The 25,280-nt window shown below is 69.1% G+C and carries 19 protein-coding genes and 1 tRNA gene; 8 read left to right on the top strand and 12 right to left on the bottom strand.

Features of this window, described 5'->3' with window-relative positions; all coding sequences use genetic code 11:
- The first annotated feature begins 75 nt into the window (after positions 1-75).
- Positions 76-1,497: a pyridoxal phosphate-dependent decarboxylase family protein gene (locus OHU89_RS14320; RefSeq protein ID WP_405642905.1), complete on the top strand. Its 1,422-nt coding sequence runs from the start codon at positions 76-78 to the stop codon at positions 1,495-1,497.
- Complete coding sequence (locus OHU89_RS14315) at positions 1,494-2,906, top strand: lysine N(6)-hydroxylase/L-ornithine N(5)-oxygenase family protein (RefSeq protein WP_405642903.1); 1,413 nt, start codon at positions 1,494-1,496, stop codon at positions 2,904-2,906. Before OHU89_RS14320 ends, OHU89_RS14315 begins: the two co-directional genes overlap by 4 nt.
- Positions 2,907-2,997: 91 nt before the next feature.
- Here OHU89_RS14315 and OHU89_RS14310 read toward each other — a convergent pair whose 3' ends face one another.
- On the bottom strand, positions 2,998-4,803 hold the full coding sequence (locus tag OHU89_RS14310) for a bifunctional metallophosphatase/5'-nucleotidase (RefSeq protein WP_405642902.1): 1,806 nt from the start codon (positions 4,801-4,803) through the stop codon (positions 2,998-3,000).
- A gap of 150 nt (positions 4,804-4,953) precedes the next feature.
- Between OHU89_RS14310 and OHU89_RS14305 the strand changes: the two genes are divergently transcribed.
- Positions 4,954-5,673, top strand: a complete 720-nt coding sequence (locus tag OHU89_RS14305) for an SIMPL domain-containing protein (protein ID WP_405642900.1) — start codon at positions 4,954-4,956, stop codon at positions 5,671-5,673.
- A gap of 145 nt (positions 5,674-5,818) precedes the next feature.
- Positions 5,819-7,255 (top strand): pyruvate kinase, encoded by a 1,437-nt coding sequence (pyk, locus tag OHU89_RS14300; RefSeq protein ID WP_405642898.1) that lies wholly within the window; start codon positions 5,819-5,821, stop codon positions 7,253-7,255.
- On the opposite strand, the gene OHU89_RS14295 is transcribed toward pyk, so the two are convergent.
- Together OHU89_RS14295 and OHU89_RS14290 are read right to left on the bottom strand one after the other, a co-directional pair.
- On the bottom strand, positions 7,256-8,029 hold the full coding sequence (locus OHU89_RS14295; protein WP_405642896.1) for a transcriptional regulator: 774 nt from the start codon (positions 8,027-8,029) through the stop codon (positions 7,256-7,258).
- Positions 8,030-8,134: 105 nt separating this feature from the next.
- A tRNA-Leu gene (locus OHU89_RS14290) sits at positions 8,135-8,207 on the bottom strand.
- A 102-nt stretch (positions 8,208-8,309) separates the two neighbouring features.
- Here OHU89_RS14290 and OHU89_RS14285 point away from each other — a divergent pair.
- Entirely contained in the window at positions 8,310-8,966 is a 657-nt protein-coding gene (locus OHU89_RS14285; RefSeq protein WP_171147617.1) for an ANTAR domain-containing response regulator, read from the top strand.
- A gap of 86 nt (positions 8,967-9,052) precedes the next feature.
- Here OHU89_RS14285 and OHU89_RS14280 read toward each other — a convergent pair whose 3' ends face one another.
- The 8 genes from OHU89_RS14280 to OHU89_RS14245 form a co-directional block, all read right to left on the bottom strand.
- Entirely contained in the window at positions 9,053-9,769 is a 717-nt protein-coding gene (locus OHU89_RS14280) for an ABC transporter ATP-binding protein (protein WP_405642894.1), read from the bottom strand.
- Positions 9,766-10,653 carry an ABC transporter ATP-binding protein gene (locus OHU89_RS14275; protein ID WP_405642892.1) on the bottom strand — a complete coding sequence of 296 codons (888 nt, stop codon included), beginning with the start codon at positions 10,651-10,653 and terminating at the stop codon, positions 9,766-9,768. Before OHU89_RS14275 ends, OHU89_RS14280 begins: the two co-directional genes overlap by 4 nt.
- A gap of 3 nt (positions 10,654-10,656) precedes the next feature.
- The gene (locus OHU89_RS14270) at positions 10,657-12,483 is read right to left on the bottom strand and encodes a branched-chain amino acid ABC transporter permease (RefSeq protein WP_405642890.1); all 1,827 of its coding nucleotides are present in this window, start codon (positions 12,481-12,483) and stop codon (positions 10,657-10,659) included.
- A gap of 5 nt (positions 12,484-12,488) precedes the next feature.
- A complete protein-coding gene (locus tag OHU89_RS14265) occupies positions 12,489-13,421 on the bottom strand; it encodes a branched-chain amino acid ABC transporter permease (protein ID WP_405642888.1) in 933 nt (310 codons plus the stop codon).
- A gap of 120 nt (positions 13,422-13,541) precedes the next feature.
- Entirely contained in the window at positions 13,542-14,768 is a 1,227-nt protein-coding gene (locus tag OHU89_RS14260; RefSeq protein ID WP_405642886.1) for a branched-chain amino acid ABC transporter substrate-binding protein, read from the bottom strand.
- 291 nt (positions 14,769-15,059) lie between these two features.
- Positions 15,060-15,671 carry a Tat pathway signal sequence domain protein gene (locus OHU89_RS14255; RefSeq protein ID WP_405642884.1) on the bottom strand — a complete coding sequence of 204 codons (612 nt, stop codon included), beginning with the start codon at positions 15,669-15,671 and terminating at the stop codon, positions 15,060-15,062.
- Between the two features lie 221 nt (positions 15,672-15,892).
- Complete coding sequence (locus OHU89_RS14250) at positions 15,893-16,381, bottom strand: hotdog fold thioesterase (protein WP_266893811.1); 489 nt, start codon at positions 16,379-16,381, stop codon at positions 15,893-15,895.
- 48 nt (positions 16,382-16,429) lie between these two features.
- Positions 16,430-18,709, bottom strand: a complete 2,280-nt coding sequence (locus OHU89_RS14245) for an FdhF/YdeP family oxidoreductase (protein WP_405642882.1) — start codon at positions 18,707-18,709, stop codon at positions 16,430-16,432.
- A 354-nt stretch (positions 18,710-19,063) separates the two neighbouring features.
- Between OHU89_RS14245 and polA the strand changes: the two genes are divergently transcribed.
- Together polA and OHU89_RS14235 are read left to right on the top strand one after the other, a co-directional pair.
- The gene (polA, locus tag OHU89_RS14240; RefSeq protein WP_405642880.1) at positions 19,064-21,790 is read left to right on the top strand and encodes a DNA polymerase I; all 2,727 of its coding nucleotides are present in this window, start codon (positions 19,064-19,066) and stop codon (positions 21,788-21,790) included.
- A 297-nt stretch (positions 21,791-22,087) separates the two neighbouring features.
- Positions 22,088-22,456: a hypothetical protein gene (locus OHU89_RS14235; protein ID WP_405642878.1), complete on the top strand. Its 369-nt coding sequence runs from the start codon at positions 22,088-22,090 to the stop codon at positions 22,454-22,456.
- On the opposite strand, the gene OHU89_RS14230 is transcribed toward OHU89_RS14235, so the two are convergent.
- Entirely contained in the window at positions 22,389-23,237 is an 849-nt protein-coding gene (locus tag OHU89_RS14230) for a DUF4184 family protein (protein WP_405642876.1), read from the bottom strand. The two genes, OHU89_RS14235 and OHU89_RS14230, sit on opposite strands and share 68 nt — an antisense overlap.
- Positions 23,238-23,493: 256 nt before the next feature.
- Here OHU89_RS14230 and OHU89_RS14225 point away from each other — a divergent pair, with 256 nt between their 5' ends.
- On the top strand, positions 23,494-25,197 hold the full coding sequence (locus OHU89_RS14225; protein ID WP_405642874.1) for a lytic murein transglycosylase: 1,704 nt from the start codon (positions 23,494-23,496) through the stop codon (positions 25,195-25,197).
- The last annotated feature ends 83 nt before the right edge of the window (positions 25,198-25,280 follow it).

Raw genomic sequence — 25,280 nt, 5'->3', positions numbered from 1 at the left:
TGAACCTTTCGGGCGCGCCCACGCAACCGCGTACAAGCTGGAACTCCCTCTGGCGGCGCGCCCCGGAGGACAACCATGAGCACCCCGCCACTGGCTTCCGGCCCCGAAGGCCCCCGCGCCCTGCGCCCGTTGCTCGACACCGTCCTCGAAGCGCTACGAGACGGCGCGAGGGAGCGCGGGGGCCCGCTGCCGAGGGGAGGCCCGGAAACGGTCGGGACCCGCGTACGGCACGCGGTGGGCGACGTACTCCCCGACGAGGGCGACCCGGAGGCGCTACGCCACCTGGTACGGGCCCTCGCGGCAGGCTCCGCCGACCCGGCGGACCCCCTATGCGCCGCCCACCTGCACTGCCCACCCCTCGCGGTAGCAGCGGCAGCCGACCTGGCGGCATCAGTCCTCAACCCGTCCCTGGACTCCTGGGACCAGGCACCGGCAGCGTCGGAGCTGGAGCGACTGGTAACTCGGGTACTTGCCAATGAGGTCTACGTCGATGTGCCTAGGGGCGCGGGGAACTGCGCGACAAGCCCCTACGGGCCCGCAGCCGACAACGAGCCCGACTCCCTCGTGACAACTGGCGGCACCGAATCGAACCAACTGGCCCTTCTCCTGGCCCGAGAAGCCCTGGGCGCCGGTGTCCGCCTGGTCTGCGGAGCCAACACCCACCACTCCCTGCCCCGAGCCGCCTGGCTCCTGGGCCTCCCCGACCCGGTGATCGTCCCCGCGCCCGCAGGCACCCTGGACCCCGCCGCCCTGGACGCCGCACTCACCGACCTCCCCGGCCCCCACCTCGTCGCCGCCACCGCAGGAACCACCGACGCCGGCCTTATCGACCCGCTCCCCGAGATCGCCGCGGTCTGCCGATCCCACGGCGCCCGCCTGCACATCGACGCGGCGTACGGCGGAGGGCTCCTCTTCAGCACCCGGCACCGGGACAAGCTCACCGGCCTGAGCGCCGCAGCCACCGTCACACTCGACCTGCACAAACTCGGCTGGCAGCCGGTCGCCGCAGGCCTCCTCGCCGTCCAGGACGCCCGCGACCTCGCCGCACTCCAACAGCGCGCCGACTACCTCAACGCCGACGACGACACCGAAGCCGGCCTTCCCGACCTCCTCGGCCGCTCCCTGCGCACCACCCGCCGCCCCGACGCCCTCAAGATCGCCGTCACCCTGAAAACCCTCGGGCGCACCGGACTCGGCCGACTCGTCGACCAAGTCTGCGCACGGGCAAGGGAGTTCGCCGAACTCGTCCAGAACCACCCGGGGTTCGAGCTCCACGACCCGCCCACCATCAGCACGGTCCTGTTCCGGCCGGTCCACGCCACCGACGACGACATCGCCGCCGTACGCCGAAAACTCCTCACCGACGGCCGCGCCGTCCTCGGCCGGGCCCGCCTCGACGGCCGGCTCTGGCTCAAGGCCACCCTCCTCAACCCCCACACCCGGCCCGACGACCTGGCCGCGCTCCTGAAAGTCGTGGAAGGAACCACCCACAGATGACCCCCACACCGCCCCACCAGCAGCCCGACGCACCCCGCGACCTCGTCGGCATCGGCATCGGCCCCTTCAACCTCTCCCTCGCCGCCCTCGCCCACCCCCTCGCCGAACTCGACACCGTCTTCTACGAACAACGCCCCGCCTTCGACTGGCACCCCGGCCTCCTCATCGACGGTGCCAGAATCCAGGTCCCCTTCCTCGCCGACCTGGTCACCCTCGCCGACCCCGCCAGCCCCTGGACCTTCCTCAACTACCTCAAGAGCCGCGACCGGCTCTTCCCCTTCTACTTCGCCGAGCGCTTCCACATCCAGCGCGCCGAATACGACGCCTACTGCCGCTGGGTCGCCGAGAACCTCCCCGGACTCCACTTCGGCCACCAGGTCGACGCCGTCCGCTGGAACCCCGAACGCGACCTCTTCGAGGTCGACTTCACCCAGCTCGACACCGACGGAGAAGCCGAAGCCCTCGGCCGGACGTACACGAAGAACATCGTCCTCGGCGTCGGCACCGAGCCCTACATCCCCGAACCCCTCAAACCCCTCGTCGAGGCCACCGGTGTGCCCGTCATCCACGCCGCCGACTACCTCGCCCACCGGGACGCCTTCCAGCGCGCCGAACACGTCACCGTCGTCGGCACCGGACAGTCCGGCGCCGAGATCTTCCTCGACCTGCTCCGCACCCGCCCCGCGGGCCGCGAAGGCCTCCACTGGCTCGGCCGCACCGAGGCCTTCGCCCCCATGGAGTACTCCAAGCTCGGCCTGGAACACTTCACCCCCGACTACACCCGCTACTTCCACGCCCTTCCCGAAGCCGAACGCGACCGCCTCGTCACCGCCCAATGGCAGCTCCACAAAGGCATCGACGCCGACACCATCGCCGCCATCCACGACGAGCTCTACCGGCGCGCCCTGCACGGCGGCTGGCCCGACACCGTCCTCACCCCCGGCGTCCGCGTCCGCACCGCGGGATGCGTCGCCACCACCAAGGTCGAACTCCACCTCGAACACACCGAGCAGAACACCCGCTCCCGCCTCACCACCGACGCCGTCGTCCTCGCCACCGGCTACCGCGAACGCCCCCTGGACCGCATCCTCGCCGGACTCGACCCCTACCTGCGCCGCGACAGCCGCGAACGCCCCCGCGTCGACGAACAGTTCCGCCTCGTCCTCGACCCCTCCGTCACCGGCACCCTCTACGTCCAGAACGCCGAACGCCACACCCACGGCGTCGGCACCCCCGACCTCGGCCTCGCCGCCTGGCGCAGCGCCACCATCCTCAACTCCCTGACGGAGAAGGCCCCTTACCCCCTCCCCACCCGAACGGCCTTCACCACGTTCGGCCTCGACCAACAGCCCCAGATCCCGGCCGCCCGCCAGGCCCAGACACTCACCCCACTGGTCGAGGGACGCTAGGAGAAGAGCGCGCACGCCAACGGCGCCGACGTGAAAGCCTCGCCGGCGCCGTGGACGTAACTCTGCCGAACCCTGTGGAAGGCCCGGACCACTAGAAGACCGGCGTACCGTTCCGCGTCAGCTTCCAGTCCACCGACGCGAAGTCGGCCGGGTTCAGCACACCCTTCGCCGTCACCCACTCCGCGATCCGCGTACGGATCTCCGTCGACTCCGCCCACAGCTCCTTCGCCGAAGCCACGTGCGGGAACGCACCGCCACCGTTGGCACGGTAGTTGTTCACCGCGAACACGAACTGCTGCGCGTCGTCCAGCGCCGCACCGTTGTAGGTGAGGTTCTTGATCCGCGAACCCGCCGCCTGCGCGATGTCGATCTCGTACGACAGCCCCGACACGTAGTCGTAGTTGTAGTCCGGACGGCTGTTCGCGTTCGTCAGCTTCTCCACGTCCACCACGGCGTCCGCCGCGGTCTGCACGAAGTACTGCGCCGAGTACTCCAGGTACGCCTTGATCTGCGCACCCGTCAGCAACTTCGCGACCAGCGTGTTGTCGTACACGTACAGGCTCGACAGGTCCCGGATCGTCACATTGCCCGCCGGGATCTCCGACGTACGGGAGAACGGCGAGGCCTGCGAGAGGACCGGCAGCGCGGCGTACTCGGTGCTCGCCAGCGCCGCCTTGACCACATCCTCCTGGACCTTCGTGATCAGGTCGATGATCGGGGCGTCCTTGTAGCGGGCCTCGACCGTCGTCAGCGTCTCCGTGGCCGTACCGACGACCTGGTTGACGTACTCCACCACGATGTCGTGGTCGTCCTTCAGCAGCTTCGTGATCTTCGGGTCGTCCGCGACCGTCTTCGAGTCACGCACCGTCGCCTTCACCGACTCGACCGTCCAGCGGCCCTTCGAGAAGACCAGCTCGAAGTCGAACAGGGACAGCCGCTGCGCGTAGCAGAGCGGCTCCGACAGGACGACCGTCCTGCCGGTCTTCTCGTTGGTGACCAGCAGCTCGGCGATCTCCGTGTGCGCGTGCCCGACGAGGATCGCGTCGATGCCCGGCACCTGCTGGGCCACCAGCGCCGCCGAGTTCTCGATGTACGGCAGTTGGTCACCGTACGACGAGGTGCCCGAGGAGCCGGAGTGCGCCGACACGACGACCACGTCCGCACCCATCGACCGCAGCTTCGGCACCCACTTCGCGGCCTGCTCCTCCAGGCCCGGGAACACCAGCTTGCCCTCGACGTACGCCTTGTCCCAGATCGCGATGCCCGGGTTGGTCAGACCGAGGACGGCCACCTTGACCGGCGGGAGACCGGGCGGGCAGATCTTCTTGATGAAGTAGGGCGGGAAGGCCGGCTTCAGCGTCGTCGCGTCCAGCGCGTTCGCGCCGAGCAGCGGGAAGTGGCACTGGTCCTCGAACTTGCGCAGCGTCTCGATGCCGTAGTTGAACTCGTGGTTGCCCAGCGCCACGGCGTCATAGCCGATCGCGTTCATCGCCGCGGCCATCGGGTGGACCGGACCGCCCTTGGCGGTGATCGGGTCCACCTTCGCGTAGTAGTACGTCAGCGGCGTGCCCTGGATCGTGTCGCCCGCGTCGATGAGCAGCGTGTTGCGGCGGCCCTTCTCCGCACGGACCTGATCGACCAGGGTCGAGACCCGGGCCAGACCCTTCGCGTTGCCCTTGGCGTCCGTGTACTCCGTGTCCTTGAAGTAGTCCCAGTTGAAGATGTTGCCGTGCAGGTCGGTGGTGCCCATCACCGTGAAGGAGTACCGCTTTGCGGGCTTCTGCCCCTTCTTGGCCTCCGCCGCCTCAGCCGCAGGAGCCCCCACGGCACCGGCCAGCGCGACGCCCGCACCGGTCACGGCGGACTTCTCCAGGAACTTCCTGCGGTTCAACGGCATGTCTTGATCTCCTCGGGGAACGGTCAACAACGCGCGTAGATTCTGACCCGCACACGCCGAACCGCAACACCCCCTACAGGTTTCGATCTGATGACCCAACCTGTCACCCGACGAGCTGACAACACGCCAAGAAGTGACAGAGTGGGTCGTATGACCACACCAGCTGCGGACGACCCCCAACCCTTCGTGCCCTACGGCACCCCCGACGCCCCCCGCATCGCCGTCCGCGGCGAAGCCCGCCTCGAAGTCGACCCCGAAATCGCCCGCATCGGCGTCAGCGTCGCCGCCCGCGGCAAAGACCGCCGCACCGCCCTCGACGACCTCACCCGCCGCAACGCCACCGTCCTCGACCTCATCAAGACCTACGGCGACGCCGTCGAAAGGCTCGAGACAGGCGCCTTCTCCATCACCCCCCAGCTCAAGGAGAAAGGCCGCGGCGAACGCGTCCACGCCTACCACGGCAGCGTCCACGTCACCGCCGAACTCACCGACTTCACCGCACTCGGCGAACTCACCACACGACTCGCCGACCTGGACCTCACCCGCGTCGACGGCCCCTGGTGGGCCCTACGCCCCAACTCCCCGGCCCACCGCCAGGCCCGCCAGCAGGCCGTCAAAGAAGCCGTCCAGCGAGCCCGCGAATACGCCGAGGCACTCGGAACCACACTCGCCGCCCTCGTCGAACTCGCCGACATCGGCGCCGAGAACGCCCAACCCCTCGCCCCCGCCGCCCCCGGCAGCCGCATGCGCTCCATGTCCTACGCCGCGGCCGAGGACGACGCCGCCGCCCCCCTCGACCTCGAACCCCAACGCCAACGCGTCTACGCCCAGGTCAACGCCCGCTTCACCATGGCACCACCGAAGCTCTGAAACCGAGGGGAATTCGCACAAGGGAACGCTCATCGGAGCACCCCGGCGCACAATTCAACCCTTGTCAACAACCCGTCATCCAAAGGTTGTTGAGTAGTCACCGCCCACCAAATCCCTACCCACCGGTAAGCCCTAGGGTCAAAACATGCGCCGAGCAAAGATCGTCTGCACCCTGGGCCCCGCCACCGACTCATACGACCAGATCAAGGCACTGGTCGAAGCCGGAATGGACGTAGCCCGCTTCAACCTCAGCCACGGCAGCTACGCCGAGCACGAGGAGCGCTACCACCACGTCCGCAAGGCCTCCGACGAGACCGGCCACAGCGTCGGCATCCTCGCCGACCTTCAAGGCCCGAAGATCCGCCTCGGCCGCTTCACCGAAGGACCCGTACTCCTTGAACGCGGCGACACCTTCACCATCACCGTGGAAGAAGGCGCCGAAGGCGACCGGCAATCCTGCGGAACGACATACGCGGGCCTCGCCGACGACGTCAGCGCGGGCGAGCGCATCCTCGTCGACGACGGCAAAGTCTGCCTCGAAGTCACCGCCGTCGACGGCCCCCACGTCCACACCACCGTCATCGAAGGCGGCATGGTCTCCGACAACAAGGGACTGAATCTGCCGGGTGTGGCCGTGTCGGTGCCGGCCCTCTCGGAAAAGGACGAGGCAGACCTGCGCTGGGCCCTGCGGACAGGCTTCGACGTCATCGCACTGTCCTTCGTCCGATCCGGCCGCGACATCGACGACGTCCACCGCATCATGGACGAAGAAGGCCGACGCCTCCCCGTCATCGCCAAGGTCGAAAAACCCCAGGCCGTTGAAGCGATCGAGGACATCGTCGCCGCCTTCGACGGCATCATGGTGGCGCGCGGCGACCTCGGCGTGGAGATGCCCCTCGAACAGGTCCCCATCGTCCAGAAGCGCGCGATCAAGCTGGCGAAGCGCAACGCCAAGCCCGTCATCGTCGCCACCCAGATGCTCGACTCGATGATCGAGAACTCCCGCCCGACAAGGGCCGAGGCGAGCGACGTGGCGAACGCCGTCATCGACGGCACGGACGCCGTGATGCTGTCCGGCGAGACCAGCGTCGGCAAATACGCCATCGAGACCGTCCGCACCATGGCGAAGATCGTCACAGCCGCCGAGGAAGACATCCTCGCCAAAGGCCTCCCGCCCCTGACCGAACGCAACAAACCCCGCACCCAGGGCGGCGCGGTCGCCCGCGCGGCAGCCGAAATGGGCGACTTCCTCGGCGCCAAATTCCTCGTCGCCTTCACCCAGTCCGGAGACACCGTCCGCAGACTCTCGCGCTACCGCTCCCCGATCCCGCTCCTGGCGTTCACCCCCGAGCCGGCGACCCGCTCCCAACTGAACCTGACGTGGGGAGTGGAGACCTTCCTGGGCCCCCAGGTCGACTCCACGGACGCGATGGTCGACCAAGTGGACGAACTGCTCCTGAAGTACGGCCGCTGCGAGAAGGGCGACACCGTGGTGATCACCGCGGGTTCGCCGCCCGGGGTTGCCGGGTCGACGAACCTCGTCCGGGTGCACCACATCGGCGAGGACGACAGTCCCAAGTAGTCAGTGTTTCGGGCCTACGTGGGTGTCCATGAGGGCGACTGAGGCTTTGCGGGCGATGGAGATGTTGAAGGGGTCGCTGCCTCGGGCGAGGGTCGTCCATTCGACGCCGACGAGGTCGAGGGTGTTCGTGAAGAGCTTCCTGATGTCGTCGGACTTGTTGGTGAAGAAGTACCGGGGGTATTCGTAGCGCTTGCGTTCACCGGCTACGAGGCGGGTCGTCCAGTTGGTGATGCGGCAGCCGTCGGAGTGGATGAGGCCGCGGATGAATTCCCAAGGGTGGGCGTCGACGATTTCCTGCTGCCAGGGTTCGAGGGCGATGAGGCGGTCGTGCTTCTTGCCGGGTCCGTGCTGGGGGAAGAGGTGGGGCCAGTGCTTGCTGGAGCCCGTGACAGCGACGCAGCCCTGCTTCTTGACACGGCACACGCTGTTGTCCGGGCGAACGGAGCGCATCGCGGCCTCGCACTCGTCGATCACACCTGGCCAGGCGTTGTCCAGCACGATGCGCATGAAGTAGACCCCGCGCCGGTGGAGGTTGATGCACCCGTCGCCGAGGTAGAGGCCCAGTAGATACGAGTACTTCTCGGGTGCGTCCGGAGGCCCGGGGAATTCCTGGCATCGCGGGCATGGTTTGCCACTGCGCCTGACGGGATCAATGCGTGTTTGCCAGGAGCGGATCGCGAACCGCGAGACGCCGACTTCTTTGCTCACGGAGTTCAGGCTGCGCCCTTGAGCGACGAGGGCCAAGGCTCGCTTGCGTGTGCTGACGTCGTACATGCGGCCACTCTGTGCGAGTGATCGCGAAGACACGCAGCAAAAAGCGGATGTTCACGAGAACGTGGACATCCGCTTACTGGGTTAACCTTCGAATCGAAGGAAAAGTGCCCCGGGTGGGATTCGAACCCACGCTGTCGGTGGTTTGAGCACCGTGTCTCTCCCGCTGGACTACCGGGGCTTCCTCTAAAACAAAGGTTGGCGGTCACCCGCCGTGCCCCCACCTTACCGCAGCTAGGTAGGCTCTTGGGAGCAGCACCCCTGCCCTGAACGAGGAGCCCCCGTGACCGCCCCCGAGTCGCCCCAGCCCGTAGACGCGCCCGACGACGACAAGTCGCACGTGCCTCCGCTGACGACCCGTGTCGTCATCGCCGAGGACGAGGCCCTCATCCGGCTCGACCTCAAAGAGATGCTGGAGGAAGAGGGCTACAGCGTCGTCGGCGAGGCCGGTGACGGTGAGCAGGCCATCGAGCTCGCCCGTGAGCACAAGCCGGACCTCGTGATCCTCGACGTCAAGATGCCGAAGATGGACGGCATCTCCGCGGCCGAGAAGATCGCCGAGGAGCGCATCGCCCCCGTCCTCATGCTCACCGCCTTCTCGCAGCGCGACCTCGTGGAGCGCGCCCGCGACGCCGGTGCGATGGCGTACCTGGTGAAGCCCTTCAGCAAGAGTGACGTCGTACCGGCGATCGAGATGGCCGTGTCCCGGTTCACCGAGTTGAAGGAGCTGGAGGCCGAGGTCGCCGACCTGACCCTGCGCCTTGAGACCCGCAAGCTCGTCGACCGGGCGAAGTCGATTCTTCAGACCGAGTACGGGCTGACCGAGCCTGCCGCGTTCCGTTGGATCCAGAAGACGTCGATGGACCGCCGTATGTCGATGCAGCAGGTCGCCGAGGCTGTCATCCAGGACGCCGACGAGAAGAAGGCCGGGAAGGGCTGACCTTCCCCGAACACATCCATGCGAGAGGCCCGCGTCCCCAGCAGGGGGCGCGGGCCTCGTCGTACAGCGGTCACCGGGACGAGGACTCAGTCCTCGCCGAGGTACGCCTTCCGTACCGACTCGTCGTGCAGCAGGTCCTGGCCCGTGCCCGACAGTACGATCTTGCCGATCTCCATCACATGGCCGTGGTCGGCCAGCGACAGTGCTGCTTGGGCGTTCTGCTCGACCAGCAGGATCGTCGTGCCCTGGGACTTCAGCTCGGCGATGGTCGCCATGATCTTCTGCATCATGATCGGTGAGAGACCCATGGACGGCTCGTCCAGCATCAGCAGCTTCGGCTGGGACATGAGCGCGCGGCCCATGGCCAGCATCTGCTGCTCGCCACCGGACAGGGTGCCCGCGGCCTGCTTGCGGCGCTCTCCGAGGATGGCGAAGAGGTCGTAGGCGCGCTGGATGTCCTTCTCGATGCCCGGCTTGTCGTTCCGGAGGAAGGCGCCGAGCCGCAGGTTGTCCTCGATCGTCATGCGCGGGAAGATGTGCCGCCCCTCGGGGGAGTGGGCGAGGCCGAGCGAGACGATCTGGTGGGCCGGGGTCTTCTTGAGGGACTTGCCGTCGAACTTGATCTGGCCGCCGACGGGCTTGAGCAGACCGGACAGTGTCCGAAGCGTCGTCGTCTTGCCGGCGCCGTTGGTGCCGATGAGGGTGACGACCTCGCCGGCCTCGACCTTGAACGAGATGCCCTTGACGGCCTCGATCTTGCCGTAGGCGACCCGGAGGTCCTCTACTTCGAGCAGTGCGGTCATCGGTCGTTCTCCTTGCCGGGCGCGGCGTCGGTCGTGGTGTCGGCCTGGGCCTCGGCTGCTTCGACCTCCGCGGCTTCTTCGTCGCCGGGGGCGTCCTCGAAGGGCTCTCCGAGGTAGGCGGCGATGACGCGCTCGTCGCCCTGGACGGTGGCGCTGTCGCCTTCGACGAGTTTTTCGCCTTGGACGAGGACGGCCACGCGGTCGCAGAGGTTGAAGATGAACCGCATGTCGTGCTCGATGACGAGGACGGCGATGCCCTTGTCGCGTATGGCGAAGACCAGTTCTTCGGTGGCTCGCGTCTCCTGGGGGTTCATGCCGGCGGTGGGCTCGTCCAGGAGGAGCAGGCCGGGTTCGCTCGCGAGTGCTCGTGCGATTTCCAGCTTGCGCTGTTCGCCGTAGGGGAGGTTGCGTGCGAGGTGTTCGGCCTTGTTGGCGAGGCCGATGAACTCCAGGAGTTCCATGGCGCGTTCGCGGGAGGCCTTTTCGGCGCGGTGGAAGCCGGGGCCGCGCAGGAGTGCGGACCAGAGGCCTTCCTTCGTCCTGGTGTGGCGGCCGACGAGGACGTTTTCCAGGACCGTCATGTTGGCGAACAGGCGGATGTTCTGGAAGGTGCGGGCGACGCCGGCGGCGGTGACCTTGAACGACTTGGGCGGCAGGACGTTGCCCTTGTAGCGGACCTCTCCCTCGGTGGGGATGTAGAGGCCGGTGAGGCAGTTGAAGAAGGTCGTCTTGCCGGCGCCGTTGGGGCCGATGAGTCCGACGATCTCGCCGCTGTTGACGGTGAGGTCGACGTTGCGTACGGCGGTGAGGCCGCCGAAGCGCATGGTGACGCCGCGGGCGTCCAGGACGGTCGTCCCGGTGACGGTGGTGGTGTCGGTGGTCATGTGTCAGGCCCCTGTCTTGCCGAGGACTGTGGGCGCTTCGGCCTCTTCGTGGAATTCGAGCTGGCGACGCCGGTTCGGGATGAGGCCCTCGGGGCGGAAGCGCATGAGGAGGACGAGCGCGAGTCCGAAGGCGAAGAGCTGGTAGTCGCCGAGGAACTGGAGCTTGGCCGGGATGAGGTAGAGGAGTGCGGCGCCGACGAGGGGGCCGGCGATGGTGCCCATGCCGCCGAGGACGACCGCTGCGAGGAGGAAGGCCGAGTTGGGCGGTACGACGTGGGCGAACTGGTACTGCTCGGGGGTCACGGTGTAGGTGACGTGGGCCTGGACGGCGCCGGCGAGGCCGGCGAGGGAGGCGCCGAGGGCGAAGGCGATGAGCTTGACGCGGAAGCCGTTGATGCCCATGGCGAGGGCGGCGGTCTCGTCTTCGCGGATGGCGATCCAGGCGCGGCCGATGCGGGAGTCACTGCTGCGCTGGAAGACGACAACGACGATCAGCGTGATGATGAGCATCAGCAGGAAGTAGTTGGCGAATCGCGCGATGGTGAACCCGAGGATGGTGTGTTCGGCGCCGAAGTCGAAGCCGAGGATGTTGAGGTTCGGGATCGAGGAGATGCCGTTGGAGCCGTTGGTGATGTCGGGTCCGGAGGTGCCGTCCATGTTGAGGACGGTGATGCGGAAGATCTCACCGAATCCGAGGGTGACGATGGCGAGGTAGTCGCCGCGCAGTCGGAGGGTGGGGGCGCCGATGAGGACGCCGAAGACCATGGCGACTGCGGCGCCGAGGATTGCGGAGAGCCAGAACGGCAGGTGGATGTCGAACGGTGAGGAGGGGGAGCCGGAGACCATGGCCGCGGTGTAGGCGCCGACGCCGAGGAAGGCGACGTATCCGAGGTCGAGGAGGCCGGCGAGGCCGACGACGATGTTGAGGCCGAGGGCGACGGTGGCGAAGATCAGGATGTAGACGCCGATGGTCGCGTACTGGTCGTCGGACTGGGTGAAGGGGAAGAGCGCGGCGGCGATGAACGCGCCGAACATGGTGATGGTGCGGTGCTTGCCGGTGACGGCCGAGACCCGGGCCACGAGCCCGGCCTTGGCGAGGGCGGCGAAGCCGAAGCCGACGGTGATGAGGAAGCCGATGAACTGTTCGTCGTATTCGGTGCCGATGCCGTAGGTGAAGACGGTCAGGCCGACGGCCATGGCGGCGACGATGACGAGGATCTCGGCGTAGGCGGGGAGCGTGGGTGCCTTGCTGGGGGTGCCGGAGGCGATGGAGGCCTTGAAGACGGTCCACTTGTGGCGTGCGTTGTGCCTGAACTGCTCCCAGCCGGTGTCGTCGGGGTCGACGGGGTCGGGCTCGGGTCGTACGAAGGGCAGGGAGAAGGCGCCGAGGACGCCTGCCAGGGTGACGATCGCGACGATGTAGCCGCCGGGTTCCAGGTTGACGATGCCGCCGAGCTGGACGGTGATCGCGATGACGGTGTACCAGGCGGTGGCGAAGGTGCCGAGTGCGGCGAGTTTCAGGGCGCTGTCGGCGCCGGCGGGGGTGAGCCAGCGCAGGCCCGTGACGCCGTAGGAGGCGACGCCGAAGAGGGCGGTGAGGGCGCCGCCGATGAGGACGAGGACCTGGAGGCCGCCGGGGTAGCCGGTGACGGTGAGGTCGCCGGGGAATTCGCTGGTCCAGGTCCAGGCGAGGAAGGTGGAGACGACGGCGAGGGCGCCGCCGGCGGTGGCGAGGGCGCGGCCGACGTTCTCGGGGAGGCCGATGAGGCCCTTGGCGTTGCCGTCCTTGCTGACGGGGGCGCTGGGGGTTTCGGTGGTCTGTGTGGTCATCGGTGTCACGCCCTGTCAGCGACGCGCTCGCCGAGCAGGCCTTGTGGCCTGACGAGGAGTACGAGGATGAGGAGTACGAAGGCCCAGACGTTGGCCCAGGACTGGCCGCCGAGCAGGTCGAAGCCGGGGACGTCGGAGATGTAGGCGGTGGCCATGGTCTCGGCGAGGCCGAGGACGAGGCCGCCGAGCATGGCTCCGTAGATGTTGCCGATGCCGCCGAGGACGGCTGCGGTGAAGGCCTTGAGGCCGAGGATGAAGCCCATGCGGAACTGGACCTGGCCGTACTTGAGGCCGTAGGCGACGGCTCCGACGGCGGCGAAGACGGCGCCGAGGGCGAAGGCGACCACGATGATGCGGTCGGTGTTGATGCCCATGAGCCTCGCGGTGTCGGGGTCCTGGGCGGTGGCCTGCATGCCGCGGCCGGTGCGGGTCTTCATGACGAAGTAGGCGAGGATCGCCATGCTGATGGGGGCGGCGATGAGCAGGAAGATGTCACCGGTCTGGATGGTGACGCTGCCGATCTCGAAGGGGCCGCCCGCGATCTCGGGGAAGTTGATGGATTCCTTGGCACCGGGGTACCAGGCCCACACCGCCTGCTGGAGGGCGAGGGAGAGGCCGATGGCGGTGATGAGGGGGGCGAGGCGTGGCGCGGTGCGCAGCGGGCGGTAGGCGAACCGTTCCGCCCCTACGGCGACGAGGACTGCGGCGATGACGGCTCCGAGGAGCATCAGTGGCAGTGCGAGCCACATGGTGGTGCCGTCGGGCAGCACGTACAGGTAGACCGTGAGGGCGCCGAACCCTCCGATCATGAAGATCTCGCCGTGGGCGAAGTTGATGAGCTGGACGATGCCATAGACCATCGTGTAGCCGATGGCGACCAGCCCGTACATGGATCCCAGTAGCAGGCCGTTGACCAGCTGCTGCGGCAGTTCGTTCACCGCATGTCCTCCGAGACTTCGGATTGGTTTCGACGGATGTGTGGCCGGATGCGAGTCCGCGCGGGGCGCCAGTGGAACAGCGCCCCGCGCGGCTCGTTCAGGTGGTGCTGCGGGTCTCGATCAGCCGGTGTAGGTGCCGGACTTGACGGCCTTCCAGGCGCCGTTCTCGACGGCGTAGACGGTGAGCTGCTTGTTGGTGGCGTCACCGTACTCGTCGAAGGCGACCTTGCCGGTCACTCCGTCGAAGGAGACGTTCTGCACGGCGGCGGTGATCTTCGCACGGGCGTCGGACGGCAGCTTGCCGTCGTTGTCCTCGACGACCTTCTTCACGGCGAGGATGATCGACCAGGCGGCGTCGTAGGAGTAGCCGCCGTAGGCCGCGTAGTCGTCCTTGTAGCCGGCTGCCTTGTAGTCGGCGACGAACTGCTTGGCGGAGTCGAGTTCCTCGACCGGGGCGCCGACGGAGGTGGCGAGGTCGCCGGCGCTGCCGGCGCCCGCGAGCTCGACGAACTGCGGGTCGAAGATGCCGTCGCCGCCGACGAGCGGGATCTTGGCGCCGGAGGCCTTGATCTGCTTGCTGAGCGGGCCCGCCTGCGGGTACTCGCCGCCGTAGTAGACGACGTCGGCGCCGGAGGACTTGACCTTGGTGGCGACCGCGGAGAAGTCCTTGGTCTCGGGGTCGATGTGGTCGGTGCCGACGACCTTGCCGCCGAGCTTCTTGAACTCCGCGGTGAAGGTGGCGGCGAGGCCGGCGCCGTAGGTCTTCTTGTCGTCGATGACGAAGACCTTGGTCTTCTTGGCGTCGTTGTAGACGTACTGCGCGGCGAACGGGCCCTGGATGGCGTCCGTGGTCGAGGTGCGGAAGTACGACTTGTAGGTGCGGACCTTCTCCTTCTGCCAGTTGACACCCTGGGTGAGGGCCGGGCCGGTGTTGGCCGGGGAGACCTCGACGAGCTTGGCGTCGTCGAAGACCTTCTGCATGGACTCGGCGACGGAGGAGTTCAGCGGGCCGACGACACCGAGGACGCTCTTGTCGGCGACCAGGGTGGAGGCGTTCGCCTGGCCCGAGGAGGGCTGGGCCTGGTCGTCGAGGGCTTTGATCTCGAAGGTGACGCCGTCGACGAGCTTCTGCTTGTTGGCGGTCTTCGCGGCGAGGTCGACGGAGTTCTTGATGCCGAGGCCCAGCGCGGACAGGTCGCCCGTGAGGGGGGCGTCGACGCCGATGACGACCTTGGTGCCGCCCGCGGAGTCCGAGCCGCCGTCGTCGTCTCGCGAGCCGCAGGCGGTGAGGGTGAGTGCTCCCGCCGCCAGCGCGGCGGTGATGCTGATGAGCGAACGTTGACGCACGATTCGTCCTTTCACTGGCGCGGCGCTTCCCCCTGGAAGCCGCCGAGTCGTTGCGCTGGGTCCCTGACGTGACAATCCGGTGGCGCGGTGACTGGCCGTGACTCTAAGCGGGTGTGGGGATCGTGGAGGAGGGTCCGGGCCAGGCTGTGACGCTCTTGTTATGACACGTCGTAATGCAGAGCGGTACTGAGTGGGTGGAACAGTGGAATTAGGCCCGATTCGCCCGGTCCGCATAGTGAGAACCCGCAGGACCCGACCTGGGTAGTTCAGGCGTCTCGGGGGTTTTGGTGATTACCCAGAATTGTTGCTGCAGGCGACTTGTAGGGCCTCTGAGAGCTGCTGCGCATAGCGCTGTCCGAGGATGAAGCTGTGGACTTCTATTGCGCGCGTATTACGTAGAGTTACGTCGAGGAAAGGGAGTCCGGCGTTCCACGGCACTTTTCTGCATTGCGTCACGTGCATGGTGACAATGATCTTGCGGCTTGAGCCCGCTGTCGTCCGGAAAGGGGCCGTTGGGGTGGATTTCACGGACAGCCCGGCGTACGGCTGGGAGATCCGGGTCACGGTGACCGGGGGCCCGGCCAGTACGGTCAGCTCCACCCCGAGGCTGAAGCTCCGCCTCGGCGCGCCCTCGGGCGTCGGCTCCCAGCTCAGGTAGTGCACATCGGTGACCTGGGAGGGGTACGGCGGGGGGAGGGCCGCCGGCGGCTGCGGGCGGGTGGCATACAGGTAGCCGCCGCCCGCGACGAGAACGGCGCACGCGAGAGCGCCGAGGGCGGCACGCCGGTGCCTGCCGTACAGCTCGGCGAGCCTGCCTCGTGGACGGCGGGGGAGCGGCGGGCCGTCGAGAACGTCCCACGCGTGCGTGCCTTCGCCCGGCTCCACGGGGCCTACGCCGCTCACCGGCGGGGCCGTTCGCCGACGGCGGGCGGGGGGCTCGCGCCGATGGGGGGCGGGGCCGTGCCGCCCCGGAGCTCCGGGGATCCTCCCGTTCTCATGCCTTGACGCTAGGCCCTGGGGGGTGGGTCGGGCCAGAGTCCGTTGGGGCCGGGGCGAGTTGGGCGCGGCCAGTGGGGGCTGGGATGCGGGGCCCGGGGTGGTCCCGGGCCGGTGGCCCGGCGTGGTCAGTTGGCCGCCACGACGTGGGCCGCGTCGCCGGGGTTCACGTCCCGCAGGAGACACGTCAGCCGTGCGCTGCACACCCGGCGTCCCTGCTCGTCGCTGATCACGATCTCGTACGTCGCGGTCGACCGCCCCCGGTGCACGGGTGTGGCCACGCCGGTCACCAGGCCGGAGCGCGCCCCGCGGTGGTGGGTGCAGTTGAGGTCGACGCCCACGGCGATCTTGGAGCTGCCGCCGTGCAGCATCGAGCCGACCGAGCCGAGCGTCTCGGCGAGGACGGCGGAGGCGCCGCCGTGCAGCAGCCCGTACGGCTGGGTGTTGCCCTCCACCGGCATCGTCCCGACGACCCGGTCCGCGGAGGCCTCCACGATCTCCACGCCCATGCGGGTGCCGAGGTGCCCCGCGGAGAACAGTGCCAGCAGGTCGACGCCGAGCGCGGCGTACTCGTCGATGACCTCTTGCGGGAACTTCACATGCTGCTGCTCGCCCATGGGGCCCGGCTCCGTTTCGTCGGGATCACTGCTCGGCTGAGCAAACGCTCAGTCGGTCGCCGATTGTTCCAGACGGACCACGACGGACTTGCTGGCCGGGGTGTTGCTGGTGTCGGCGGTGGCGTCCAGCGGCACCAGGACGTTGGTCTCCGGGTAATAGGCCGCCGCACAGCCCCGTGCCGTCGGGTAGTGCACGACCCGGAAGCCGGGCGCCCGCCGCTCCACGCCGTCCTTCCACTCGCTCACGAGGTCGACGTACGAGCCGTCGGCGAGCTTCAGCTTCTGGGCGTCCTCGGGGTTGACCAGGACGACCCGGCGGCCGTTCTTGATGCCCCGGTAGCGGTCGTCCAGGCCGTAGATCGTGGTGTTGTACTGGTCGTGCGAGCGCAGCGTCTGCAGCAGCAGCCGGCCCTCGGGCAGCGCGGGGAACTCCACGGGCGCGGCGGTGAAGTTGGCCTTGCCGGTGGTGGTCGGGAAGCGGCGCTCGTCGCGGGGGGCGTGGGGGAGGGCGAAGCCGCCCGGGTGGGCCACGCGCGTGTTGAAGTCGTCGAAGCCGGGGACCACGCGCGCGATGCGGTCGCGGACGGTGGCGTAGTCCTTCTCGAACTCCTCCCACGGGGTGCGGGACCCGGAGCCCAGCACGCGGCGTGCGAGGCGGCAGACGATGGCCGGCTCGGACAGCAGGTGCCTGCTCGCGGGCTCCAGGCGGCCGCGGGAGGCGTGCACCATGCCCATGGAGTCCTCGACGGTCACGAACTGCTCGCCGCTGCCCTGAAGGTCGCGCTCGGTGCGGCCCAGGGTGGGCAGGATCAGGGCACGCGCGCCCGTGACCGCGTGCGAGCGGTTGAGCTTGGTCGACACGTGCACGGTCAGCCGCGCGCGCCGCATGGCCGCCTCGGTGACCTCCGTGTCGGGGGAGGCGGAGACGAAGTTGCCGCCCATCGCGAAGAAGACCTTCGCCTTGCCGTCGCGCAGCGCCTGGATGGCCCGTACGACGTCGTAGCCGTGCTCGCGCGGCGGCGCGAAACCGAACTCCTTCTCCAGGGCGTCGAGGAAGGCGGGCGCGGGGCGCTCGAAGATGCCCATCGTGCGGTCGCCCTGGACGTTGGAGTGACCGCGGACCGGGCAGACGCCCGCGCCGGGGCGGCCGATGTTGCCGCGCAGGAGAAGGAAGTTGACCACCTCGCGGATGGTCGCCACGGAGTGCTTGTGCTGGGTGAGGCCCATGGCCCAGCAGACGATGGTGCGCTTCGAGGCGAGCACCATGCCCAGGGCCTGCTCGATCTCCTCGCGGGTGAGGCCGGTCGCGGTGAGTGTCTCGTCCCAGTCGGCGGCGCGGGCCTGGGCCGCGAACTCCTCGAAGCCGTGGGTGTGTTCGTCGACGAACGCCTGGTCGACGGCGCCCTCCGTGTCCAGGATCAGCTTGTTGAGGAGGCGGAAGAGGGCCTGGTCGCCGCCGATGCGGATCTGCAGGAACAGATCGTTCAGAGCGGTGCCCTTGAGCATCCCCTGGGCGGTCTGGGGGTCCTTGAAGCGCTCCAGGCCCGCCTCGGGCAGCGGGTTGACGCTGATGATCTTCGCGCCGTTCGCCTTCGCCCGGTCCAGGGCGGAGAGCATGCGGGGGTGGTTGGTGCCGGGGTTCTGGCCGGCGACGATGATCAGGTCGGCCTTGTAGAGGTCCTCGAGCAGGACGCTGCCCTTGCCGATGCCGATCGTCTCGTTCAGGGCCGAGCCGGAGGACTCGTGGCACATGTTGGAGCAGTCCGGCAGGTTGTTGGTGCCGAGCTCGCGCGCGAACAGTTGGTAGAGGAAGGCGGCCTCGTTGCTGGTACGGCCCGAGGTGTAGAAGAGGGCCTCGTCGGGGGAGGCGAGGGCGGTGATCTCCTCGGCGACGATGTCGAAGGCACGGTCCCAGGACACCGGTTCGTAGTGTGTGCCCCCTTCGGGGAGGTACATGGGGTGGGTGAGCCGCCCCTGCTGCCCCAGCCAGTAGCCGCTGCGCGTCGCGAGGTCGGTGACCGGGTGCGCGGCGAAGAACTCCGGGGTGACCCGGCGCAGGGTGGCCTCCTCGGCGACCGCCTTCGCGCCGTTCTCGCAGAACTCCGCCTTGTGCCGGTGGTCCGGCTCCGGCCAGGCACAGCCCGGGCAGTCGAAGCCGTCCTTCTGGTTCACGCGCAGGAGGGTGAGCGCGGTGCGCTTGACGCCCATCTGCTGCTGAGCCATCCGCAGCGTGTGCCCGATGGCGGGCAGCCCCGCCGCCGCGTGCTTCGGCTCGGCGACCTGCGGAGCGTCCTGAACCGGATCACCCTTGGGCGGCTTGGTGGCCATCGCACTCTCTCCTTCGCACACATGTGAGGTACGTCTCCGATCCTCGCACGCGGGGGTGACAACGGCGTTCGCCGGGCGTGGGGAGGGCAGCAGCGATGGCTGGGCGGCCGAGGACGTGGGGTGGGGGTGGCCGAACGGGTGGGCTCGGGTCGAGGAGCCGGGCGAGCCGACCCGGCGGCGAACACGGTCTGCCGACAGCCGGCCTCGGAGGGTCACGGAGGCGCCCAACTCCTCGTCCCGGTCAACCTTTCGCCATGGCCGCCGGCAAGGCCGCACCGGCAGGAGGGCGGTGCCGAACCGGCCTGAGCCCCGGATGGCGGCCGACTGTCAGTGCGGCGTGGCAGGATCGGGGTCGTGGCAGAGACAGCAGCGAAGCAGACCGACAACAGCCCCGGCGGCAGCCGCCCGCGCCTGATGCTCATGGACGGGCACTCGCTTGCCTACCGTGCGTTCTTCGCGCTGCCCGCGGAGAACTTCACGACCGCGACGGGCCAGCCGACGAACGCGATCTACGGCTTCGCCTCGATGCTGGCCAACACCCTGCGCGACGAGGCGCCCACGCACTTCGCGGTGGCCTTCGACGTGTCCCGCAAGACCTGGCGCTCCGAGGAGTTCACGGAGTACAAGGCCAACCGCTCCAAGACCCCGGACGAGTTCAAGGGCCAGGTCGAGCTGATCGGCGAGGTCCTGGACGCGATGCACGTCTCGCGGTTCGCGGTCGACGGCTTCGAGGCCGACGACGTCATCGCCACGCTCGCCACCCAGGCCGAGGCTGCGGGCTTCGACGTGCTGATCGTCACCGGTGACCGCGACTCCTTCCAGCTCGTCAGCGAGCACACCACCGTGCTCTACCCGACCAAGGGTGTCTCCGAGCTGACCCGGTTCACCCCGGAGAAGGTGTTCGAGAAGTACGGTCTGACGCCCGCCCAGTACCCCGACTTCGCGGCCCTGCGCGGCGACCCGTCCGACAACCTGCCCGGCATCCCCGGCGTCGGCGAGAAGACCGCCGCGAAGTGGATCAATCAGTTCGGTTCCTTCGCGGACCTCGTCGAGCGCGTCGAGGAGGTCAAGGGCAAGGCGGGCCAGAACCTGCGTGACCACCTGGAGGCGGTCAAGCTCAACCGCCGCCTGACGGAGATGGTCCGCACCGTCGAGCTGCCGAAGACGGTCGCCGAGCTGGAGCGGGCGCCGTACGACCGCAAGAGCCTCGCGATGATCCTCGACACCCTCGAGATCCGGAACCCGTCCCTGCGCGAGCGCCTGCTGGCCGTCGACCCGGGCGCCGAGGAGGCCGAGCCGGCCCCGGCCGCGACGGCCGGCGTGGAGCTCGACGGCACCGTGCTCGGCACCGGCGAGCTGGCGGGCTGGCTCGGCGAGCACACCACCGACACGCTCGGCGTCGCCACGGTCGACACCTGGGCGCTGGGCACCGGCTCGGTCGCCGAGATCGCCCTCGCGGCGTCCGGGGGAGTGGCCGCCTGGTTCGACCCCACCCAGCTCGACGAGGCCGACGAGACGGCGCTCGCCGCCTGGCTGGCCGACGCCGGCAAGCCCAAGGTCTTCCACAACGCCAAGGCCGCGATGCGCGTCTTCGCCGAGCACGGCTGGAGCATCGCCGGCGTCTCCATGGACACCGCGCTCGCCGCGTACCTCGTCAAGCCCGGCCGCCGCTCCTTCGACCTGGACGCCCTGTCCCTGGAGTACCTGCACCGGGAGCTGGCGCCCGCCGCCGCGGCCGACGGCCAGCTCGCCTTCGGCGCGGACGACGGCGCCGAGGCCGAGGCCCTGATGGTGCAGGCCCAGGCCATCCGCGACCTCGGCGAGGCCTTCACCGAGCGCCTCCAGGAGGTCGGTGCCACGGACCTCCTGCGCGACATGGAGCTGCCCACCTCCACCCTGCTGGCCCGCCTGGAGCGGCACGGCATCGCCGCCGACCGGGCCCACCTGGAGGCCATGGAGCAGATGTTCGCCGGCGCCGTCCAGCAGGCCGTGAAGGAGGCCCACGCCGCCGCCGGACACGAGTTCAACCTGGGCTCACCCAAGCAGCTCCAGGAAGTCCTCTTCGGCGAGCTCGGCCTGCCCAGGACGAAGAAGACCAAGACCGGCTACACCACCGACGCCGACGCTCTGGCCTGGCTGGCCACCCAGACGGACAACGAACTGCCGGTGATCATGCTCCGCCACCGCGAGCAGGCCAAGCTCCGCGTCACCGTCGAGGGCCTGATCAAGACGGTCGCGGCCGACGGCCGTATCCACACGACGTTCAACCAGACCGTGGCGGCCACCGGCAGGCTCTCCTCCACCGACCCGAACCTGCAGAACATCCCGGTCCGCACCGACGAGGGCCGGGCGATCCGCCGCGGGTTCGTGGTCGGCGAGGGCTTCGAGTCCCTGATGACCGCGGACTACAGCCAGATCGAACTGCGCGTGATGGCCCACCTGTCCGAGGACGAGGGCCTCATCGAGGCGTTCACCTCCGGCGAGGACCTGCACACCACGGTCGCCTCTCAGGTGTTCGCGGTCGAGCGCGCGGACGTCGACGCGGAGATGCGCCGCAAGATCAAGGCGATGTCGTACGGGCTGGCGTACGGCCTGTCCGCCTTCGGTCTCTCCCAGCAGCTGAACATCGACGCGGGCGAGGCACGTGCCCTGATGGACACGTACTTCGAGCGCTTCGGCGGTGTGCAGGAATACCTGCGCCGGGCCGTCGACGAGGCCCGGGCGACCGGCTACACGGCGACCCTCTTCGGCCGCCGTCGCTATCTGCCCGACCTCAACAGCGACAACCGCCAGCGCCGCGAGGCCGCCGAACGCATGGCCCTCAACGCGCCCATCCAGGGCACGGCCGCCGACATCGTCAAGATCGCCATGCTCAACGTCGACAAGGCCCTGCGGGAAGCCGGTCTCACTTCCCGCATGCTGCTCCAGGTCCACGACGAAATCGTCCTGGAGATCGCCCCGGGGGAGCGCGCACAGGTCGAGGAACTCGTCCGCCGGGAAATGGCGAACGCGGTCCAGCTCACGGTCCCGCTGGGCGTCTCGGTCGGAGTGGGCCCGGACTGGGAGTCGGCGGCGCACTAGCCTCCGGCGGCCGGGTGTGCGGGTGGGCTGAATGCCGGGCGGCTCGCCATCGGCGGCTACGGCAGCCGACCCAGGGGCGCGGGGAACTGCGCGACCAGCCCCCACACACCCGCACCGCCTACGAACCCTCCCCGCCCCCACCTGATTGCGGCGGGGGCGAAGGGGGCGCGGCCCCCTGGGGATGGGACGGGTAGGGGCGGCGGGGGCGAGAACAAGCGCCCCACCCACCCCCGCCCCCGTCACCCACGTGGTCCCCGACAACACGCTCCCCATCCCCCGGCCCGTAAAGATGCGGACATGGGTATACGCACGCTCCACCGCCACACGGCTCCGGCGCAGGCGACCACCGATGCGACCGCGTCCACCCCACCGCCGTCGGTCCCGCCCTTCGCGGCAACGGCCAGTACCGCCCGCATCCCGACCGACCTCGCGACGGCCTTGCGCAAAAGGGCCGCGGACCTGCGTCACCGGCTCACCCGGAGGGACTGGCGGCTCACCGCCGACCAGGCCCGCAGCTATCTCGCGCTGCTCCTCACGGCACTGACCCGCTCCCGTCAGGTCCGGACCGTCACCGTGTTCGTCGCGACCGCCGCCGCGGTCAGCGACCGCCTCGACGGCTCAGCTCCCGGCCAGGACCGGGCACCGGGACCGGACGCCAGACCCTGACGCCCACGGCGTACACCAGCACCCCCAGCACGAGCCCGGCGCCCACCCCGAAGCACAGCGTCGGGATCAGCTCCCACGGCTTCGCGGTGGACCCCCAGTAGTCCCACCACCGCGAGGCCCGCTGCACCGCCCCCACCAGCGCACAGCCACCGATGACGACAGCGGCCCACCACCGGTCCGCGCCGGTCAGCACAGGCACTCCCACCGGCTCGGCGGCAGCGACCCGCACCCGCCGCAGGGCGACCACGAGGAACACCGTGATCACGACCGTGGCCACCGCCGAACTGCCGTACTGCAGGTACCAGTACAGCGGCGAGCCCGCGATCGTCTCGCCCAGGACCGGGAACACCCGCATCCCCCACCGGTCGAAATGAGTGAACGCGTCCCACACGACATGCGTCAGCGCACCGAACGCCGCCGACACATACCAGCGCGCCACCAGCGACGGCCGGACACGCGCGCGTGGCACCCCGCAGCGCAACAAGGACGCCGGCCGTGCCTGCCGGCGCCGTGGCAGCAGCGCCACCAGTGGCTCACGGATCAGCAGCCACAGCCCCACCAGCGCCCACGCGATGAGCACGTCGACGGTGAAGACGCCCGCGAAGGAGTGGGTGAAGTCCCCGAACTCCATCGCCTCGGACAGGACACTCGCCGCGAAATAGGTCATGTCGGGGGCGAAGGAACCCGCCACCAGCACCGCCGGGACCAGCGAGGCGCGGCCGGTTCCATCGGTGCGTAAAGCGGGCAGTACAGCGGCCGCGTGGCTCAGCGTGAACGGCAAGAAGGCCCCCGGGCTCGGTGTGGTCGGACCGGCCCAGTATGGCCAACTGGTGAAAACCGGGCACGAACGGGTGCCCGCGCAAAGCAAGTTGTCGTAGGGTCGCCTGGGTCACCGCGCCGGGGAGCGCGGTCGAACAGAAGAACACGGCACTGAATGGCTCCACGAGGGCAACCCGCACCACGGGTCGATCGTCACACCATGGCGAGCACGTCGAACGGAGACGGGCGCTCGGGCGTCCACGGGAGGGATTCACTTTATGTCGGCGCAATTCGGCAGGAGGCTGCGCAAGGGAGCGGTGGCCACCACCGTCGCCGCGGCGGCTGTCGCGGCACTCTCAGCGTCCCAGGCACCCGGCGTGACGGTCGACGACAGTGGCAGATCGACCGCCGCCGACGCCCAGCCCTCTCCCGACGCGACCGGCGACGACAGCGGTGCGACCGGCAACTCGCCGTACTACACGGACCTGCCGCCGCTCAACAGCCCGAGCCCCGCACCGACCGTCGGCACTCCCGCCGCCACCGGCTCGACCGAGGCCGGCATACCCGCGACCGTCCTGGACGCCTACAAGCAGGCCGCGTCCTCGCTCCAGTCGTCCAAGCCCGGCTGCAACCTGCCCTGGGAACTCCTGGCCGCCATCGGCAAAGTGGAGTCAGGGCAGGCCCGCGGCGGCCGCGTCGACGCGGACGGCAACACCATCGGCAAGATCCTCGGCCCCAAGCTGAACGGCGTCGGCTTCGCGCACATCAGCGACACCGACGGCGGCGCGTACGACGGTGACAGCGTCTACGACCGGGCCGTCGGCCCCATGCAGTTCATCCCCTCCACCTGGGAGTGGGCCGGCCGCGACGGCAACGACGACGGCAAGAAGGACCCCAACAACATCTACGACGCGGCGCTCGCCGCCGGCCACTACCTGTGCCGCTTCGGCTGGGACCTGTCCACCCAGTCCGACCTCAACAGCGCGATCCTCAGCTACAACAACTCGCAGGACTACCTGAACACGGTCCTGTCGTGGCTGGAGTACTACCGCAAGGGCACCCACGAGATCCCCGACGGCACCGGCACCGTTCCGGGCAACCGCAGCGACGAGAACGACAGCGCGGACCCGACGCCGTCGCCCACTCCGCCGTCGACACCCAGCACGCCCGGCAGCAACACCCCCAGCCCCACCCCGCCGCCGTCGGACAAGCCGAGCACGCCGGGCACCCCCACGCCGACGCCCACCCCCACCGACACGGTGGACCACCTCGAGGACGCGGGCACCGCCAAGCTCACCGCGCAGGCCGGCGACACCTTCACCAAGAGGATCAGCACCCGCGCCGAGACCTCGGCCGGCAAGGCCGTCGGCAAGGTCCGGGTCCGCTTCACGATCGTCGGCGACACCGACACCACCTTCACGGGCGGCGAGAGCGTGGCCACGGTGGTCACGAACAGCTCCGGCGTGGCCGTCGCGCCCACCCTCAAGGCGGGCGAGACGACGGGCGAGTTCACCGTCCGCGCCACCGTCGTGGGCCGCTCGGTCACCGGCCTCGACTACAAGGCGACCGTCACCGAGCGCGTCGCCGACACCCTGGCCCGCACCAGCGACACCGCGCTGACCTGCACCCCCGGCGGTGAGTTCGCCGACCAGGTCGAGGTGAAGGCGACCTACGACGGCGCCGTCGCGGACCGAGTCGCCGCCACCGCCACCCTGATCACCTCGGCGGACGACGCAACCGCGAACACCAAGGGCCCCTACTTCAAGGACGCGGACGGCAAGACCGTACGCACCCTCACGGGCCTGGAGACGGACGCCAACGGCCTGCTCAAGCTGCCGAAGCTGTACGCGGACGACACCACCGGCACGTTCCTGCTCCGTATCAACACCTCCGGCGGCGCGACCCTGACGGTCGAACTGACCGTGGCGGCGCCCGCCGAAACGTCGGAGTCCCCGAGCCCGTCGGCCAGCCCGAGCGCGTAACGGCTCGTTCCTGACGTACGACCATGGCGGCGCCCCTCGTGAGGAGGGGCGCCGTCGTCGTGTGCAACGTGTTCTCATCTCGC

It is taken from the genome of Streptomyces sp. NBC_00019 (assembly GCF_045041015.1).
Classification (GTDB): domain Bacteria; phylum Actinomycetota; class Actinomycetes; order Streptomycetales; family Streptomycetaceae; genus Streptomyces.
Note: the sequence above shows the minus strand (reverse complement) of the source record. Positions and strands in the feature narration are given on the sequence as shown.

Coding starts and splice junctions, on each gene's coding strand:
- OHU89_RS14320 (WP_405642905.1), top strand. CDS start 76: ATGAGCACCCCGCCACTGGCTTCCGGCCCCGAAGGCCCCCGCGCCCTG.
- OHU89_RS14315 (WP_405642903.1), top strand. CDS start 1,494: ATGACCCCCACACCGCCCCACCAGCAGCCCGACGCACCCCGCGACCTC.
- OHU89_RS14310 (WP_405642902.1), bottom strand. CDS start 4,803: ATGCCGTTGAACCGCAGGAAGTTCCTGGAGAAGTCCGCCGTGACCGGT.
- OHU89_RS14305 (WP_405642900.1), top strand. CDS start 4,954: ATGACCACACCAGCTGCGGACGACCCCCAACCCTTCGTGCCCTACGGC.
- pyk (WP_405642898.1), top strand. CDS start 5,819: ATGCGCCGAGCAAAGATCGTCTGCACCCTGGGCCCCGCCACCGACTCA.
- OHU89_RS14295 (WP_405642896.1), bottom strand. CDS start 8,029: ATGTACGACGTCAGCACACGCAAGCGAGCCTTGGCCCTCGTCGCTCAA.
- OHU89_RS14280 (WP_405642894.1), bottom strand. CDS start 9,769: ATGACCGCACTGCTCGAAGTAGAGGACCTCCGGGTCGCCTACGGCAAG.
- OHU89_RS14275 (WP_405642892.1), bottom strand. CDS start 10,653: ATGACCACCGACACCACCACCGTCACCGGGACGACCGTCCTGGACGCC.
- OHU89_RS14270 (WP_405642890.1), bottom strand. CDS start 12,483: ATGACCACACAGACCACCGAAACCCCCAGCGCCCCCGTCAGCAAGGAC.
- OHU89_RS14250 (WP_266893811.1), bottom strand. CDS start 16,381: ATGGGCGAGCAGCAGCATGTGAAGTTCCCGCAAGAGGTCATCGACGAG.
- OHU89_RS14245 (WP_405642882.1), bottom strand. CDS start 18,709: ATGGCCACCAAGCCGCCCAAGGGTGATCCGGTTCAGGACGCTCCGCAG.
- OHU89_RS14235 (WP_405642878.1), top strand. CDS start 22,088: ATGGGTATACGCACGCTCCACCGCCACACGGCTCCGGCGCAGGCGACC.
- OHU89_RS14225 (WP_405642874.1), top strand. CDS start 23,494: ATGTCGGCGCAATTCGGCAGGAGGCTGCGCAAGGGAGCGGTGGCCACC.